The sequence below is a fragment of the Bacillus sp. FSL H8-0516 genome (genome assembly GCF_038635285.1).
Classification (GTDB): Bacteria; Bacillota; Bacilli; order Bacillales; family Bacillaceae; genus Bacillus; species Bacillus safensis.
This window is the reverse complement of sequence record NZ_CP152051.1, coordinates 2546669-2563045: the sequence shown is the minus strand read 5'-3', so window position 1 is coordinate 2563045 and position 16377 is coordinate 2546669. Positions and strand designations below refer to the sequence as shown.

The 16377-nt window shown below is 42.4% G+C and carries 18 protein-coding genes and 1 other annotated feature; of the genes, 15 read left to right on the top strand and 3 right to left on the bottom strand.

All coding sequences use genetic code 11. From position 1 onward, the window contains the following. Window positions 1–46: 46 nt before the first annotated feature. The 8 genes from MHB67_RS12975 (at window position 47) to MHB67_RS12940 (ending at window position 5622) form a co-directional block, all read left to right on the top strand. The gene (locus MHB67_RS12975) at window positions 47–1804 is read left to right on the top strand and encodes a sensor histidine kinase (protein ID WP_342492553.1); all 1758 of its coding nucleotides are present in this window, start codon (window positions 47–49) and stop codon (window positions 1802–1804) included. Continuing rightward, complete coding sequence (locus tag MHB67_RS12970; protein WP_034624188.1) at window positions 1801–2538, top strand: LytTR family transcriptional regulator DNA-binding domain-containing protein; 738 nt, start codon at window positions 1801–1803, stop codon at window positions 2536–2538. The genes MHB67_RS12975 and MHB67_RS12970 overlap by 4 nt, the downstream gene beginning before the upstream one ends. Before the next feature lie 137 nt (window positions 2539–2675). After that, window positions 2676–3119 (top strand): antiholin-like murein hydrolase modulator LrgA, encoded by a 444-nt coding sequence (gene lrgA, locus MHB67_RS12965; RefSeq protein ID WP_056768112.1) that lies wholly within the window; start codon window positions 2676–2678, stop codon window positions 3117–3119. Window positions 3120–3133: 14 nt separating this feature from the next. Further along, the gene (gene lrgB, locus MHB67_RS12960; RefSeq protein WP_024425719.1) at window positions 3134–3829 is read left to right on the top strand and encodes an antiholin-like protein LrgB; all 696 of its coding nucleotides are present in this window, start codon (window positions 3134–3136) and stop codon (window positions 3827–3829) included. 128 nt (window positions 3830–3957) lie between these two features. Next, window positions 3958–4089: a sequence feature (ribosomal protein L20 leader region), on the top strand. A 71-nt stretch (window positions 4090–4160) separates the two neighbouring features. Then, complete coding sequence (gene infC, locus MHB67_RS12955; protein WP_024425720.1) at window positions 4161–4676, top strand: translation initiation factor IF-3; 516 nt, start codon at window positions 4161–4163, stop codon at window positions 4674–4676. Window positions 4677–4700: 24 nt separating this feature from the next. Then, window positions 4701–4901 carry a 50S ribosomal protein L35 gene (gene rpmI / locus MHB67_RS12950; protein WP_003216324.1) on the top strand — a complete coding sequence of 67 codons (201 nt, stop codon included), beginning with the start codon at window positions 4701–4703 and terminating at the stop codon, window positions 4899–4901. Between the two features lie 31 nt (window positions 4902–4932). Then, window positions 4933–5292, top strand: a complete 360-nt coding sequence (gene rplT, locus MHB67_RS12945) for a 50S ribosomal protein L20 (RefSeq protein ID WP_007501659.1) — start codon at window positions 4933–4935, stop codon at window positions 5290–5292. 63 nt (window positions 5293–5355) lie between these two features. Further along, window positions 5356–5622 carry a DUF1294 domain-containing protein gene (locus MHB67_RS12940; protein ID WP_024426128.1) on the top strand — a complete coding sequence of 89 codons (267 nt, stop codon included), beginning with the start codon at window positions 5356–5358 and terminating at the stop codon, window positions 5620–5622. Between the two features lie 17 nt (window positions 5623–5639). On the opposite strand, the gene MHB67_RS12935 is transcribed toward MHB67_RS12940, so the two are convergent. Further along, entirely contained in the window at window positions 5640–6044 is a 405-nt protein-coding gene (locus tag MHB67_RS12935; RefSeq protein WP_024425722.1) for a hypothetical protein, read from the bottom strand. Window positions 6045–6222: 178 nt separating this feature from the next. Between MHB67_RS12935 and MHB67_RS12930 the strand changes: the two genes are divergently transcribed. Next, complete coding sequence (locus MHB67_RS12930) at window positions 6223–7311, top strand: M42 family metallopeptidase (protein WP_024425723.1); 1089 nt, start codon at window positions 6223–6225, stop codon at window positions 7309–7311. 344 nt (window positions 7312–7655) lie between these two features. Next, window positions 7656–9452: a carbon starvation protein CstA gene (gene cstA / locus MHB67_RS12925; RefSeq protein ID WP_024425724.1), complete on the top strand. Its 1797-nt coding sequence runs from the start codon at window positions 7656–7658 to the stop codon at window positions 9450–9452. Window positions 9453–9493: 41 nt separating this feature from the next. Here the strand turns inward: cstA and sspI are convergent, their stop codons facing one another. Then, window positions 9494–9715: a small acid-soluble spore protein SspI gene (gene sspI / locus MHB67_RS12920; RefSeq protein ID WP_024425725.1), complete on the bottom strand. Its 222-nt coding sequence runs from the start codon at window positions 9713–9715 to the stop codon at window positions 9494–9496. Window positions 9716–9828: 113 nt separating this feature from the next. Here sspI and MHB67_RS12915 point away from each other — a divergent pair, with 113 nt between their 5' ends. The 3 genes from MHB67_RS12915 (at window position 9829) to pheT (ending at window position 14413) form a co-directional block, all read left to right on the top strand. Further along, the gene (locus MHB67_RS12915; RefSeq protein ID WP_342492552.1) at window positions 9829–10572 is read left to right on the top strand and encodes an RNA methyltransferase; all 744 of its coding nucleotides are present in this window, start codon (window positions 9829–9831) and stop codon (window positions 10570–10572) included. Between the two features lie 376 nt (window positions 10573–10948). Continuing rightward, entirely contained in the window at window positions 10949–11983 is a 1035-nt protein-coding gene (gene pheS, locus MHB67_RS12910; protein ID WP_172881104.1) for a phenylalanine--tRNA ligase subunit alpha, read from the top strand. A 15-nt stretch (window positions 11984–11998) separates the two neighbouring features. Continuing rightward, complete coding sequence (gene pheT, locus MHB67_RS12905) at window positions 11999–14413, top strand: phenylalanine--tRNA ligase subunit beta (RefSeq protein ID WP_283859540.1); 2415 nt, start codon at window positions 11999–12001, stop codon at window positions 14411–14413. A gap of 35 nt (window positions 14414–14448) precedes the next feature. Here pheT and rnhC read toward each other — a convergent pair whose 3' ends face one another. Next, the gene (rnhC, locus tag MHB67_RS12900) at window positions 14449–15372 is read right to left on the bottom strand and encodes a ribonuclease HIII (protein ID WP_087976554.1); all 924 of its coding nucleotides are present in this window, start codon (window positions 15370–15372) and stop codon (window positions 14449–14451) included. A 134-nt stretch (window positions 15373–15506) separates the two neighbouring features. Here rnhC and zapA point away from each other — a divergent pair, with 134 nt between their 5' ends. Continuing rightward, window positions 15507–15764 (top strand): cell division protein ZapA, encoded by a 258-nt coding sequence (gene zapA, locus MHB67_RS12895; protein ID WP_012010831.1) that lies wholly within the window; start codon window positions 15507–15509, stop codon window positions 15762–15764. 7 nt (window positions 15765–15771) lie between these two features. Next, window positions 15772–16305 (top strand): CvpA family protein, encoded by a 534-nt coding sequence (locus tag MHB67_RS12890; protein ID WP_024423226.1) that lies wholly within the window; start codon window positions 15772–15774, stop codon window positions 16303–16305. Window positions 16306–16377 lie beyond the last annotated feature (72 nt).

The following is a 16377-nucleotide window of genomic DNA, read 5'->3' as shown; positions in this document are numbered from 1 at the left end:
AATAGAAAGACAATAGATATGACATACATCATTTGAGGTGGCCGGTTTGCTTCATTTAATTATCATGATGATCGAGCGTGTGGGGATCATCGTTATTTTAGGATTTGTGCTTGCCCATGTGAAGGGCTTTCGCAATCTATTGCTACATAATCAAGGATTTAGGAAAAAGGCAATCCTAGTCTTCATTTTTGCTTCTTTTAGTATGATCAGCAATTACACAGGAATTGAAATCCAGCAGCAAATTGTCATGAATCATGAGTTTTCTTATCATCTTGGCTCGTCCAGCTCTATCGCCAATACGAGAATTATGGGGATCGAAATGGGTGGCTTGATCGGGGGGCCGTTTGTAGGGATTGGTGCAGGGCTTTTAGCTGGAATCCATCGCTATACCCTAGGGGGAAGCACCGCGCTCAGCTGTGCGATTTCTTCCATTTTAGCCGGTGTCATTGCAGGCTATGTCGGCAGCAGATTTAAGCGGAGGAATCGAATGGTCACACCTCGCCAAGCAGCTCTTTTTGGTGTAGCGATGGAATCATTACAGATGATCATTATCCTTCTGTTTGCAAAGCCATTTGCGGATGCATGGGGGCTTGTCAGTATCATCGCTTTGCCGATGATCTTTGTGAATGGAATCGGCAGCTTTATCTTTTTATCTATTTTACAGTCAGTCATTCGGCAAGAAGAGCAGGCAAAAGCGATGCAGACACATCGAGTATTTTCGATCGCCGATCAAACACTGCCTTTTTTCCGCCAAGGGTTAAATGAACAGTCATGTAAAAGTGTGGCGGAGATCATTCATCGGTTGACTGAAACAGATGCGGTCTCCTTAACGGACACAGAAAAGATTTTAGCGCATGTCGGAGATGGAACAGATCATCATATCCCATCTAAAAGCCTGATTACGGGGCTGTCGAAACAAGTCTTGATGAGCGGCAAGATTATGAAGGCACATTCGAAGGACGAAATCAATTGTTCAGTCGCCCATTGCCCTCTTGAAGCCGCAATCGTGCTGCCGCTCACTTCTAACGGTCAAACGATTGGAACGTTAAAAATGTATTTCAATTCTCCGGTCGGATTAAGCAGGGTGGAAGAGGAGCTTGCAGAAGGTTTGGCGATGCTGTTTTCCACACAGCTTGAGCTTGGGGAGGCGGAAACCCAAAGCCGCCTGCTAAAAGATGCAGAGATCAAAGCACTTCAAGCACAAGTGAACCCGCACTTTTTATTTAACGCCATTAATACCATCTCTGTTTTATGCAGAACCAATGTGGAGATGGCAAGGAAGCTGCTGCTGCAGCTAAGTATTTATTTTCGTTCAAATATGCAAGGTGCCCGCCAGCTGCTGATTCCAATGCATAAAGAGATTCAGCATGTGGAGGCATATTTATCACTCGAACAAGCAAGGTTTCCAAATAAGTACCATGTGACCTTTCAAATTGAAAAGGAGCTGGAGCAGGTGATGATTCCGCCCTTTGTGCTTCAGGTGCTTGTTGAAAACGCAGTGAGACATGCTTTTCCTAAACATCAAACGAATTGTGAAGTCATCGTTTCCGCTTTGATGAAAGATGGGCATGTTTATATGAAAGTGACAGATAATGGACAGGGGATTGAAGATGATAAGATGGCTCAGCTATTAAAAGCGCCTGTCAAATCACTAGAAGGAACAGGGACGGCCCTTTTTAATTTAGATCAGCGGTTAAGAGGAATATTTGGCAGACAAGCCGCTTTATCCATTCATAGTGACCAAGGCACTGACATCTCATTTCGCATTCCGATGGACTATGTAAAAAAGGATGATTCTCGTTGATGAAAGTATTAATCGTAGATGATGAAGTGTTAGCAAGAGATGAATTAAAATACTTATTACGAAGAACGAAAGAGGATGTTCAAATAGAGGAAGCAGAAAATATAGAATCTGCTTTTGACCGGATGGTCGACCATAAGCCGGATCTGCTCTTTTTAGACATTGATTTATCTGGTGAGAACGGATTTGATATTGCCAAAAGGCTCAACCGGATGTCTGATCCGCCAGCGGTTGTATTTGCGACAGCCTTTGATCAATATGCGCTGAAGGCGTTTGAGGTAAGTGCGCTTGATTACTTAACAAAACCATTTGATGAAGAGCGGCTGCTCCAGACCATCCAGAAGTTTAAAAAATGGAAATCTGTTGAGACGCAAGAGCACCAGGTGTCAGATGAGAAAGCGCCCCGCCAGCAAAAATTAGCGATCTCAGTCGATGACTCAATTGTGATCCTGCAAGTTGAAGAGATCATGTATGTAGGACTCAGCGAGGGGAAAAAGGTCGTGAAAACAAAAAATCACATGTATGAGGTCTCAGAACCGCTTGTGGTCATTGAAAAGAAACTTCCTGAGGCTTACTTTATGAGGGTTCATCGCAGCTATATCGTGAATACCTCTCATATGAAAGAAGTACAGCCGTGGTTTAATTCGACGTATAATCTGCATATGACAGACGGGTCCATCATTCCTGTCAGCCGTACATATGCGAAAGAATTAAAGAAGTCGCTCCTGCTAGAGTAGGAGGGCTTTTTTTGTTTGTATTTCAATACTCGTTTTTTGCATTTCAGTCATTGAATCCAGCGAGTTTCATTGTAAACGCTTCATTTGTTTATTTCATGTCTTATACTGAGGGCAGTCGAAGAAAGAGGTGAAGGGGCATGAGTGCCACGAAAGTATATGGATTTCTATCTCAAGCATTTATTTTTGCAACCGTAATGTTCGTTTCTAATCTCATTTCAATGTATTTACCGATTCCGATGCCCGCATCCGTCATTGGTTTGGTTCTATTATTTGTTTTGTTAACAACGAAAATCGTCAAACTAGAGCAGGTGGAGCAATTAGGTACATCATTGACAGGACTCATTAGCTTTCTATTTGTTCCCTCTGGGATCTCAGTTATTCAATCACTAGGTGTCATGCAAGAAGTGGGTGTGCAAGTCGTCGGTGTCATTATCATTGCAACCATTATGCTACTTGCAGCGACAGGGCTGTTTTCGCAGCTTCTCATGCAATTATCAGAAAGACCGCAGAAACGTAAAGAGACAAAGGAGAGTAAATCTTCTCCTTCTCATTCAAATAAACCAGCTTCAAGTACGCATTAAAGGAGAGATGCAAAATGGGTACAAGTACGATGAGCCCTTATTTTGGCATTGTCGTCTCATTGGTCGCTTTTGGAATAGGGACATTCTTATTTAAAAAATCAAAAGGCTTCTTCTTGTTCACCCCGCTGTTTGTGGCGATGGTACTAGGCATTTTATTTTTGAAAGTTGGCGGTTTTTCCTACGCAGATTATAATGAGGGCGGCAAGATTATCAAATTTTTCTTAGAGCCTGCAACGATTGCTTTCGCTATCCCGCTTTATAAGCAGAGAGCCTTGCTTAAAAAATATTGGTGGCAAATTTTATCTGCTATTTTTGTAGGCTCACTTTGTTCTATTACGATCGTATATCTCGTAGCAAAAGGAATTCATTTAGATGCGGCTGTGATGAAAAGCATGCTTCCACAAGCAGCGACAACAGCGATTGCTCTTCCAATTGCAAAGGATATTGGCGGAATCGCAGATATCACAGCCTTTGCGGTCATATTTAACGCAGTCATTGTCTATGCACTAGGTGCCTTCTTCTTAAAATTGTTTCGCATTAAAAACCCAGTGGCAAAAGGTCTTGCACTTGGTACATCAGGACATGCGCTTGGGGTTTCTGTTGGAATTGAGATGGGAGAAGTAGAAGCAGCGATGGCAAGTATCGCCGTTGTAGTCGTAGGAGTTGTGACCGTTATCGTCATCCCAATCTTTATGCAGTTGATTCTTTGATGGCGTCATGGTGTGAAAAAGTCTTGCCCAATTCGTCTCATCGTGTTAAACTGAAAAAGTTGTTTCAAGAGTTCGGTTACTTGACGGACAAATGAAAATTGTGTAGAATAGTTAACGAATTGAATAGATATCACAAGCAGAAGCACCCGCTTCTCACCTGATTGACACATGTTTGTAGTTGACAGGTTGACCGTACATTTATTTTTTCATGCAAATGTTCGCAGTGTGGGTGTTTTATATGCCCACACTTTTTGTTTGCCTGTAAAACATACAACGAAATGGTCAAAATGAATTGTGAACTCAATTCAAAATCTCATGGAGGTGGCTCACTATTAGCAAAGATCAATTAGTTAATGAAGGTATTCGTGCGCGTGAAGTTCGTTTGATCGGACAAAATGGCGATCAGCTTGGGATTAAAACCCGCCAGGAAGCTCTGGAAATTGCTGCTAAAGCTAATCTTGACCTTGTGTTAGTTGCTGCAAATGCAAAACCACCTGTTTGCCGAATCATGGACTATGGTAAGTTCCGATTCGAACAGCAGAAGAAGGAAAAAGAGGCACGTAAGAATCAAAAAATCATTAGCTTAAAAGAAGTTCGGTTGAGCCCGACAATCGATGAACATGATTTTAACACGAAGCTCCGTAATGCAATCAAATTCCTTGAAAAGGGAGATAAAGTGAAAGCTTCTATCCGCTTTAAAGGCCGTGCGATTACGCATAAAGAAATCGGACAGCGCGTGTTAGACCGTTTCTCTGAAGCTTGCGCTGAAGTAGCAACAGTAGAAACAAAACCTAAGATGGACGGACGCAGCATGTTCCTCATGCTTGCACCAAAAGTCGAAAAGTAAAGTAACAGAGGGAGGAAACATCCAATGCCAAAAATGAAAACTCACCGCGGATCTGCTAAACGTTTCAAAAAAACAGGTTCTGGTAAACTTAAACGTTCTCATGCGTACACAAGTCACTTGTTCGCTAACAAATCTACAAAGCAAAAACGTAAATTGCGTAAGAGCGCAATCGTAAGTGCTGGAGATTTCAAACGTATCAAACAACAACTTGCAAACATTAAGTAATTTGGAATAGGAATCATAGGAGGGAATTACAATGCCAAGAGTAAAAGGCGGAACTGTGTCGCGTCAGCGTCGTAAAAAGGTTCTTAAATTAGCAAAAGGTTATTTCGGTTCAAAACATAGATTATACAAAGTAGCAAACCAACAGGTGATGAAATCTGGAAACTACGCTTTCCGTGACCGTCGTCAGAAAAAACGTGACTTCCGTAAACTATGGATCACTCGTATCAACGCTGCAGCTCGTATGAACGGTCTTTCTTACAGCCGTTTAATGCATGGCTTAAAGCTTTCTGGTATCGAAGTAAACCGCAAAATGCTTGCTGACCTTGCTGTGAATGACCTAAATGCATTCAATCAGCTTGCTGATGCTGCAAAAGCACAACTAGACAAGTAAGTTTTATAAAAGATCATTCCTTCGAGGGGTGATCTTTTTTTCTCATCATGTGAGGTGAAATGAATGAATATGGCTTTGATCCTGCTGCTTATTTTAGTGAATGGCTACGGCTTTTTTCTCATGGGTGAGGACAAACGCCGGGCCAAAGCACATAAATGGAGAATTTCAGAGGCGCATTTATGGAGTGCTGCGGTTCTTTTTGGCGCTGCCGGATCGTATCTAGGAATGCAGTATTTCCGGCATAAAACAAAGCATCCTGCCTTTCAAATCGGCATGCCTGTATTAATTATTTTGCAGTTGATTCTATTGGGATATATCCAAGTTATTTGAAAAAGGAGCAGACGCCATTAGGACGGCGTGTCTGCTCCTTTTTTTTGTTTGATTTTTTTAATAGGCTGATCCCAATCAATTTTTGTTTGAGGATAACGCTCGATAATGTTTTCCTCCAGTTTTTCAAAGTCTTCTAATGTAAATTCACTCAGCTTCTCAGGAGTCTCCGTCCAAACGTAAATGGAGTGGACAAACAGAGGATGATCCTTAGAAGGAACATGCTTCTCCCCTTCAAACAAGACACCTTTATAGACGAAATTAAAATTTTTGCGTGCATTTTGCTGTTCGTCCATAAAATAAAAGCCTTCTTTTAATTGTGCTTGTTTCAGCTTTCTTCTCGGATTTGAGAAGAATTTTACCGCCATGTAGAAGATGTAGACAAGCAGTGCAACAAGAGCAAGTCTCATGAGGATTACAAACATGACAGGATGCACCTCCAATACCGTTATCTGATGTACTACGAATGAAAACGCCAAAAGGTTTCAACTTTTTTTAAAAAATATTTCGTAAAACGAAAAAATATTCATAAAAAGATCGTATTGAACGAAAGAGGTTTTGTATAATAAGAATGCACCATGAAGATAAAGGAGGATAAATGGAATGACAAAGCTCGATCAAACATTAACTATGCTGAAAGACCTAACGGATGCAAAAGGGATTCCAGGAAATGAACGTGATGTCAAAAAAGTCATGCAGACATACATAGAATCATATGCAGATGAAGTCTCTACAGACCGCCTTGGCAGCTTAATCGCTAAAAAGGAAGGAAACGCAAACGGACCTAAAATTATGCTCGCTGGTCACTTAGATGAAGTAGGATTCATGGTGACAAAAATTGATGACAAAGGCTACATTCGTTTTCAAACAGTCGGCGGCTGGTGGTCACAGGTCATGCTTGCCCAGCGTGTCACCATTGTGACGAAAAAGGGCGAGATCACAGGTGTGATTGGTTCAAAACCACCACACGTCTTGTCACCTGAAGCTCGCAAAAAGTCAATTGAGATTACGGATATGTTTATTGATATTGGGGCATCAAGCAAAGAACAGGCAATGGAGTGGGGCGTGCTGCCTGGAGATCAAATCGTTCCTTACTTTGAGTTTACAGTCATGAATGATGAAAAAATGCTCCTTGCAAAAGCATGGGACAACCGCATCGGCTGTGCAGTGGCCATTGATGTCATGAAAAACTTACACAATGCTCAGCATGAGAATATTGCTTACAGCGTCGCAACTGTCCAAGAGGAAGTAGGCCTGCGCGGAGCCAAAACAGCAGCGGCTACGATTCAGCCTGATATTGGGTTTGCCATTGATGTAGGTGTTGCAGGAGATACACCAGGCATCACTGAGAAAGAAGCAACAAGCAAACTTGGCAAAGGACCAACGATTGTTGTATTTGATGCGTCAATGGTCTCTCATAAAGGACTTCGTGATTTTGTTGTCCAAACAGCGGATGAACTGAACATTCCTTATCAATATGACTCAATGCCTGGCGGCGGGACAGATGCTGGCGGTATCCATTTAACGGGTCATGGTGTTCCATCACTATCCATCGGGATTCCGAGTAGATATATTCATACCCATGCCGCAATGATTCACCGAGATGATTATGAAAATGCAGTGAAGCTTTTAACAGAAGTGATCAAAAGACTTGATCAAAAAACTGTTGAACAAATTACGTACGGTTCTTAAGTAAGAAAGCCTTTCCTCAGTACAGGGGAAAGGCTTTTTTTATTGAATTTCCCAGGAAATGAACGGTGTGTTCAAGTTGAGCCAAAAGAACTGTTTTTGGTAAAAGAAGAGAGTGTTTCCTAGTGAATAAGGCACATGTGATCGAGCGTTTATTTTTGTAAGATGAAAGCAATAAAAAGGACAGAGCTAGAATGCCCTGTCAAAAGAGAGTTTATGGAAGTAGGTGAAGCTACCTTAAGAATAAACATATTATTCTTATTTGTCAACTTGGTTTTAAAAGAAAGAAAAATCAATCAATTTATGTTATATTTGTAACAAATTGTTTATACAAAGGGGATGGTTAAATGAATGCGGTTACAATTGTAATAGGATCTATGTGTATTTTAGCGATTGCCTATCGTCTTTATGGCACATTTATGATGGTCAAGGTATTAAAGGTCACAGATGATCATCCTACACCGGCTCACACGCTAGAGGACGGGAAAGATTATGTGCCGACAAATAAATGGGTCACATTTGGGCATCACTTTGCTGCGATTGCAGCTGCTGGTCCGTTAGTGGGTCCGATTTTAGCCGCTCAATTTGGATATTTACCTGGTCTCCTTTGGCTTTTAATTGGTGCAGTCATAGGCGGAGCTGTACATGATCTAGTCGTCTTATTTGCGTCGATGCGAAAAAAGGGGAAATCATTATCAGAGGTAGCGAAGGAAGAGCTGGGACCTGTTGCCGGGTTTTGTACAGGGCTTGCGATGCTGTTTATTATTACCATCACAATGGCAGGTTTGTCTATGGTTGTGCTTCACGCTTTAGAACGTAACCCTTGGGGGACATTTGCAGTTGGAATCACGATTCCGATTGCAATGGGGGTTGGTCTGTATTATAAAAAAACAGGCAATTTAAAGCTGGCGACATCTGCGGGATTTATTTTGCTGATGTTTGGTGTATTCCTTGGGCCAAATATTCAAGGAACGGCACTAGGTGATTTTTTAACACTTGATACAAAAACGCTTGCTCTTGCCCTGCCGATCTATGCCTTTTTTGCTGCGGCTCTGCCAGTTTGGCTGCTGCTTGCACCGAGGGACTATTTAAGTAGTTTTATGAAAATTGGTGTATTCATTGCGCTGATTGCTGGTATTTTTGTCGTGAATCCGTCCATTCAATTCCCCGCGTTTACAGAGTTTGTGAATGGAGGAGGACCTGTATTAGCTGGTCCTGTCTGGCCATTTATTTCGATTACCATTGCTTGCGGTGCCATTTCTGGTTTCCACGCATTTGTTGGTTCAGGAACAACACCTAAGATGCTGGACCGATGGAGTGATATGAAGCCTGTTGCGTTTGGCGCAATGCTTGTGGAATGCTTAGTTGGGATTATGGCTTTAATTGCGGCTACTGCTCTGCATCCAGGGGATTATTTTGCGATAAACAGTACGCCAGAAGTGTTCCGTACACTCGGTATGAGTGTCGAAAACCTTCCGCAGTTGAGTAAGGAAATCGGCCTGGACTTAGAAGGAAGAACGGGTGGTGCCGTGACATTGGCTGTAGGGATGGCGTATATCTTTACGGGGATTCCGTTCTTTAGTCATTTGGCTTCTTACTTCTTCCAGTTCGTCATTATGTTTGAGGCTGTCTTTATTTTAACTGCTATTGATGCGGGGACACGTGTGGCACGCTATTTGATTCAAGACTTCTTAGGTGAAGCATATAAACCGCTTAAACGAACTGACTGGGTACCTGGTTCGGTGTTTGCAAGTGCGCTTGCTTGTTTTATGTGGGGATACTTACTTTACTCAGGGGACATTGGCTCTATTTGGGCGCTGTTTGGGGTTTCAAACCAGTTAATGGCTTCGGTTGGGTTAATCATTGGGGCAACTGTTGTATTAAAAATTGCAGATAAAAGGCGATATATGCTCACTTGTTTAATTCCGCTTGCTTACTTATATGTGACGGTGAATTATGCAGGCTATTGGATGGTAGCAAATGTCTATCTCAATCCTGAAGCATCCGGTTACAGCGTGCTGAATGCGGTGCTTTCGATCATCATGCTGATCTTAGGATTTGTCATTATTGTGTTTGCGATTAAAAAATGGGTTGAAATCTGGCGTGATCCAGCGCTTCGGATGGAAACACCTATCACTGGCTAAATGAAAAAGCCGGCTTGCTTTTATAAGCAAACCGGCTTCTTTTATTGCTGCTGTTGAGGTTTTAAGCCTTGTTCTAATGTTTCAAGGATCTCATTTTTCTCGTTTTCTGATGCTTCTTGCCATAGCACTTCGAACAACACGCCAAGGCCTGGCAGCATTTTTTCCTCGCCGCTTTGAATAGCATCTAAAATCGTATGTTCAAGCTGTTCTTGATTATGGCCAGTAATGTTTTGAATGACTGCGCCTCTTAAATTAAAATCCATTGCCCACACTCCTTTTTTGATGGTAATAGCCCTATTCTGTCTCAAAGACAGGTTTATTATGTAGTGTGCATGAGATATAATAAATTCATGATAATTAAAGGAGTTAACGTCGCTTGAAATATATAGAATCAGCTAAAAACACAAACATTAAACAGTGGAAGAAGCTCCATATGAAAAAAGAACGAACGAAAACGGGGCTGTTTCTCGTGGAGGGAATACATTTAGTCGAAGAAGCATTAAAGAGCGGGGTCGTGAAGGAATTAATGGTCACCTCGCCCGATATGCTTCCTTCTCATATCCAGCCAGACATTGAGCTTTATGAACTGAGCGAAGAGGCCTTTTCTGCCATGACAGAAACAGAAACGCCTCAGCACATTGCCGCAGTCTGTACAGTTCCTGTTTTTGAAGAAAAGAAGGTTGAACGGCTTCTTTTATTAGACGCAGTGCAGGACCCGGGGAATTTAGGCACACTCATTCGAACAGCAGATGCCGCTGGTCTTGATGCTGTGATCTTAGGAGACGGAACAGTTGATGCGTTTAACGGAAAAACGCTCCGTTCGGCACAAGGGTCTCATTTTCACCTGCCTATCTTAAAGCAAACTCTTCAACAGGCGATCACGGAGCTGAAAGAACGAGGCATACCTGTATACGGAAGTGCCTTAAAAGATGCGAAAGAGTATAAAAGCGTAACGGCAGAAGGTCCGTTTGCATTAATTGTTGGAAATGAAGGAGCTGGTATTGACCCAGACATTCTGCAAATGACAGATCAAAATTTATATGTACCAATGTATGGGCAGGCAGAATCATTAAATGTAGCTGTAGCAGCCGCTGTTCTTGTTTATCATTTGCGTGGATAATGTTGCAACATGCGTTTATTTTCACTATAATAAAACTAATATTTTAAAAACCATGATAGAGGAAGATTGTTTCAAGAAGCGGCCTTTTAGGGAGAATGCATCGTAGACTGAAAGTGCATTTAAGGAATGCTGAAACAGGAATTCACCTCTGGAGTTGTCACCGGGACCGCAGGTTTTGCGTAAAGGTGAACCGGATTCGTTTGATTCCGTTATGTCAATGAAGCTTATTCGCACATGCATTTGTGCTTAACAAGGGTGGTACCGCGACCACAACTCGTCCCTTCTTTTATGGAGGAACGAGTTTTTTTATTGTCTTCAAACGATCAAACAGCCGTTTATCCGAGCGGTTTTGTATATCAAAAGGAGGATCACACTCATGCAAGAAACGTTAAAACAGCTTGAAACAGAGGCGTTAGCAAAGGTTGAAGCAGCCAGCTCGCTCAAAGAAGTCAATGACATTCGTGTTCAATATTTAGGGAAAAAAGGACCGATTACAGAAGTACTTCGCGGAATGGGCAAGCTCTCCGCAGAAGAAAGACCGAAAATGGGTGCACTTGCAAACGAAGTAAGAGAGCAGATTGCTAGTGCAATTGCTGAAAAAAATGAACAGCTGGAAGCAGAAGAAGTGAAGAAAAAACTTGCTTCTCAAACGATCGATGTTACTTTGCCGGCAAGTCCAATCAAAATGGGGGCAAGACATCCATTAACGATAGTTGTCGAAGATATTGAAGATTTATTTATCGGAATGGGCTATACCGTTGAGGAAGGTCCTGAAGTGGAAACGGATTATTATAACTTTGAAGCACTGAATCTCCCAAAGGAGCATCCGGCACGTGATATGCAGGACAGTTTCTATATTACCGAAGATACACTGATGAGAACACAAACATCACCAGTACAAGCACGTACACTTGAGAAATATAAAGGACAAGGTCCTGTGAAGATCATCTGTCCTGGGAAAGTATATAGACGTGACAGTGATGACGCGACTCATTCACATCAATTTATGCAAATTGAAGGGCTTGTCGTCGATCACAATATTAGCATGAGTGATCTAAAAGGAACGCTGGAGACAGTCGCAAGAAAAATGTTTGGGGAAGATCGTGAAATTAGACTGCGTCCAAGCTTTTTCCCATTCACAGAACCATCTGTCGAAGTCGATGTGTCTTGCTTTAAATGCGGCGGGAAGGGCTGCTCTGTATGTAAAGGAACAGGCTGGATTGAGATTTTAGGTGCAGGAATGGTTCATCCGAATGTCCTGAAAATGAGCGGATTTGATCCAGAAACTTACCAAGGCTTTGCTTTTGGAATGGGTGTGGAACGGATTGCAATGCTGAAATACGGCATTGATGATATTCGCCATTTCTACACAAATGACATTAGATTCACAAAGCAATTCAAGCAGGACTAAGAGGAGGAAATCAACATGTTTGTTTCATATAAATGGTTAGAAGACTATGTCGATTTAGAAGGCATCAAGCCGGCTGAACTAGCAGAAAAAATCACAAGAAGCGGAATTGAAGTGGAAGCCGTTGAATATAAAGGCGAAGGCATCAAAGGAGTTGTCGTTGGACACGTCATTGAGCGTGAACAGCATCCGAATGCGGATAAATTAAACAAATGTCTTGTTGATATCGGCGAAGACGCACCGGTGCAAATTATTTGCGGGGCGCCGAATGTGGAGAAAGGACAGTATGTGGCCGTCGCAACGGTTGGCGCAGTCCTTCCTGGCAACTTTAAAATTAAAAAAGCAAAGCTGCGCGGTGAAGAGTCTCATGGCATGATTTGTTCTCTGCAAGAATTAGGCGTAGAGAGCAAGCTCGTACCAAAGGAATATGCAGAAGGGATTTTTGTTTTCCCGAATGACGTGAAACCAGGGGATGATGCCCTCCAAGCACTTCAATTAGATGATGCGGTGCTTGAGCTTGGCTTAACACCAAACCGTGCCGATGCCCTGAATATGCTGGGTGTGGCTTATGAGGTTGCCGCCATTTTAGGAAGAGACATCAAGCTTCCTGATACAGCACATGACACTTCTTCCGAAAAAGCAGCAGACTATATTTCTGTTAAAATTGAGGATCAAGAGGCGAATCCACTTTATGCAGCGAAGATCATTAAAAATGTAAAGGTTGGACCAGCACCGCTTTGGATGCAAACAAGATTGATGAATGCAGGCATCCGTCCAATTAACAACGTCGTGGATATTACAAACTTTGTACTGCTTGAATACGGCCAGCCGCTTCATGCCTTTGATTATGACCGCTTTGGTTCAAAGCAGGTGGTTGTACGTAAAGCGTCTGACAGCGAAATCATTCAAACACTCGATGAGCAAGAGCGTACATTATCATCAAAGCATCTGGTCATCACGAATGGAACGAAAGCGCACGCGGTAGCTGGCGTCATGGGCGGTTTTGAATCAGAGGTGCGTGATGAGACAACGACGATTCTTTTAGAAGCGGCATATTTCAACGGTCAAACAGTCCGTCAAGCATCTAGAGACTTAGGGCTTCGCAGTGAATCAAGCACACGATTTGAAAAAGGACTCGATCCGCAGCGTACGAAACCGGCAGCAGAAAGAGCAGCTCAATTGATCAGCTTGTATGCAGGCGGTGAAGTGCTAAGTGGTACAGTTGAGGAAAATCACCTTGAAGCAAGTATGAATATCATTCACGTATCAACTGAGCGTGTGAACAAGGTGCTTGGAATGAGCATTTCAAAAGAAGATATGATTCAGATTTTCAACAAACTAGGCTTTACAGTAGGCGAATCAAATGATGTTCTTGTCGTAACGGTTCCTTCCCGCAGAATGGATATTACGATTGAAGAAGACCTCATTGAAGAAGTCGCAAGATTATACGGCTACGATAATATTCCATCTACACTGCCTGCGACAGCCGGCACTGTTGGCGGTCTCACGCCATACCAAGTAAAGCGCAGAAAGGTAAGACGTTTCTTAGAGGGGGCAGGACTTTCTCAAGCGATTACGTATTCATTGACGAATCAGCATAAGTCCACAGCTTTTGCCCTGCATCCAGCTTATGAAACGAGACTTTCTCTGCCAATGAGTGAGGAACGCAGTGTGCTAAGACAAAGTCTTCTGCCAAACTTACTTGATTCTGTAGCATATAACTTGGCAAGACAAGCTGATTCATTTGGATTTTATGAAACGGGCTCTGTGTTCTTAGCAGAAGCTGAAGGGGAAAAACCAGTGGAAAAAGAACATGTCGCTGGTGCGCTGACAGGCTTATGGCATAAAAATCTTTGGCAGGGCGAGAAAAAAGCTGTCGACTTTTATGTAGCGAAAGGAATTGCTGAAGGATTGTTTGAAAAGCTTGGTGTGTCAGACCAAATCACATATGTTCAAGCAGAGCGTGAGGGTCTTCACCCAGGGCGAACAGCAGATGTTCACTTAAATGGTCAAGTCATTGGCTTTGTTGCCGCACTGCATCCAGTCGTTGAAAAAGAATTGGATTTAAAAGAAACGTATGTGTTCGAGTTTGATTTAACAGATGTGATGACATCTGAAATGAAGGATTTGAAATATACAGCGATTCCGAGATTCCCTGCTGTGACAAGAGATATTGCACTTGTTGTTGATCAACATATCTCAAGCGGACAGCTGGAGCGTGTGATCTATGAAGCAGGCGGTCCATTACTCACAGACCTATCTGTATTTGATGTATATGAAGGGGAACATATGGAAGAAGGCAAAAAATCTGTGGCATTCTCTCTTCAATATTTAAACCCTGAACAAACGTTGACCGAGGAAGAAGTCACAGCTGTTCATACAAAAGTATTGAAAGCACTAGAAGATACGTATCAAGCCGTCTTACGCGGTTAAAGAAAAAGCTATGGCCTCATGGGCCCTAGCTTTTTTTATAGCATTTTTTTCGCTTTTTGTGTGTTGGCAAAATGCAGCTTTGTAAATTGACGTAAAGCATCTTCACCATGCAGCTTGATGAGCTTGGCGGCGGCCTTATCTACATGAGGACCGGCCCCTTTTGGGATGTCAAAGCCTGCAGCCTGTGATAATTTGTCCATTTCAATTAAAAAGGCGTACCTTGCGATAATGGAAGCTGCAGCGACTGACAAATGGATGCCTTCTGCTTTTGTACTAAAATACGTCCGCTCCCGGATAATTTTTTTCCCGGCAAGATGCTTGAAATAAATGCCTGGTTCTGCAAATTGGTCAATCAAAATGGCCTCAGGCTGCTGTCCGCCCAGTTTTTCTAGCACAGAGGTGATGACTTGGTTATGAAGAAGTGCCTTCATTTTTCCTTGACTCATGCCCTTTTCCTGCATCGTATTGTACTTTTCATTTCGGAGAACGAGAAGACTGAACGGAATGGTTTTGATGAGATCCTTGGCAATGTTGATAATTTGCGGGTCCTTTAATCCTTTTGAGTCTTTTACGCCAAGCTCTTTCATTAAAGCAAGCTGGCTGGCATCAACATAGGCCGCACAGACTGTGATCGGTCCGAAATAATCACCTGTACCTACTTCATCTGAACCGACGACCGACATGGAAGCAATGCCAGGCGGCGGACTGTATTTTGTGACAGCAGGTGATTTTTGACTTTTCGTATCAGCTGCTTGTAAATGGCTGAATTGACTGGCTTCAGCTTCTGCCTTTTGTCCTTGAAAGAGCACTTTCCCAGATCGATAAGCTGTAATCGTACAGCCAGGGACTTTTGCTTGAAAGAGGGCGCCTGGCGGCAAAGTGTCTGTTAAATGGTGCGCATACGCGCTCTTCATTTTTTTGAGGTCTTCTGATGTTGCTTTTAAAACGGATTGGGGCACAGTGGATAACTCCTTTTTACCTTGATATCATTGATTTCTAAAGTGTACCATAACAGGTAAGGGCTCGTCTTTCCATTCAATGTCTAAACATGTTATGATAGAGACTAGGATTCTCGTGGAATGGAGGAGAAACGTTGTCTGACGGCGGTAAAACGAAAACAACAGTTGAGATATACGGACAGTCCTATACGATCATCGGTCAAGAAACGAAGATGCATATGCGGCATGTTGCGTCAATTGTTGATGATAAAATGAGAGAAATAAATGAAAAAAATCCATACCTTGATATAAACAAATTAGCTGTACTGACAGCAGTCAATGTCGTCCACGACTACTTGAAATTAAAAGAGCAATACGAAAAATTAGAGATTCAGCTAAAAGAAAAGGAATGAAATTACCGTGATCGATATCATCATTTTGTTTTTGCTTCTTATGGGAACGCTTGTCGGTCTAAAACGCGGGTTTATTCTTCAATTTATTAAATTGATCAGCTTTGTTGTTTCTATCTTAGTGGCGTCCATGTTTTATCAGTCACTGGCACCACAGCTTACGTGGATTCCGGCACCTAATTTTAGCGGCGGTCAACCGCAGCTCGCTTTCTTTAGCGGGAATCTAGAAACAGCTTATTATAATACCATTGCGTTTATCATTCTGTTTATCTTGACCAAAATCCTGCTCGCCATCATTGGCGGATTGCTCACAACCATTGCAAGTATACCTGTGATTAAACAGGTGAACAAACTGCTTGGCGGTGTTTTAGGATTTCTTGAAACCTATTTATTTGTGTTTATTCTATTGTTTGTCGCTGCATTACTTCCAGTAGATGCGCTGCAAACAATGATGAGCAAATCAATGTTAGCAGATGTGATCGTAAACAACACCCCTTACCTGTCCGGTCTTGTCAAAGACCTATGGTCGACGTATGGAGTTTAAAAACTTCTCCTTTCCTGGAGAAGTTTTTTCTCATTCCATGACAGAAAGTTGTAGGATGAAGGGAAAGTTTGT

What these genes read in the sequence shown, in the direction of transcription:
- lrgA (WP_056768112.1), top strand. Translation starts at nt 2,676, where the DNA reads ATGAGTGCCACGAAAGTATATGGATTTCTATCTCAAGCATTTATTTTT.
- lrgB (WP_024425719.1), top strand. Translation starts at nt 3,134, where the DNA reads ATGGGTACAAGTACGATGAGCCCTTATTTTGGCATTGTCGTCTCATTG.
- rpmI (WP_003216324.1), top strand. Translation starts at nt 4,701, where the DNA reads ATGCCAAAAATGAAAACTCACCGCGGATCTGCTAAACGTTTCAAAAAA.
- rplT (WP_007501659.1), top strand. Translation starts at nt 4,933, where the DNA reads ATGCCAAGAGTAAAAGGCGGAACTGTGTCGCGTCAGCGTCGTAAAAAG.
- MHB67_RS12940 (WP_024426128.1), top strand. Translation starts at nt 5,356, where the DNA reads ATGAATATGGCTTTGATCCTGCTGCTTATTTTAGTGAATGGCTACGGC.
- MHB67_RS12935 (WP_024425722.1), bottom strand. Translation starts at nt 6,044, where the DNA reads ATGTTTGTAATCCTCATGAGACTTGCTCTTGTTGCACTGCTTGTCTAC.
- MHB67_RS12930 (WP_024425723.1), top strand. Translation starts at nt 6,223, where the DNA reads ATGACAAAGCTCGATCAAACATTAACTATGCTGAAAGACCTAACGGAT.
- cstA (WP_024425724.1), top strand. Translation starts at nt 7,656, where the DNA reads ATGAATGCGGTTACAATTGTAATAGGATCTATGTGTATTTTAGCGATT.
- sspI (WP_024425725.1), bottom strand. Translation starts at nt 9,715, where the DNA reads ATGGATTTTAATTTAAGAGGCGCAGTCATTCAAAACATTACTGGCCAT.
- pheS (WP_172881104.1), top strand. Translation starts at nt 10,949, where the DNA reads ATGCAAGAAACGTTAAAACAGCTTGAAACAGAGGCGTTAGCAAAGGTT.
- pheT (WP_283859540.1), top strand. Translation starts at nt 11,999, where the DNA reads ATGTTTGTTTCATATAAATGGTTAGAAGACTATGTCGATTTAGAAGGC.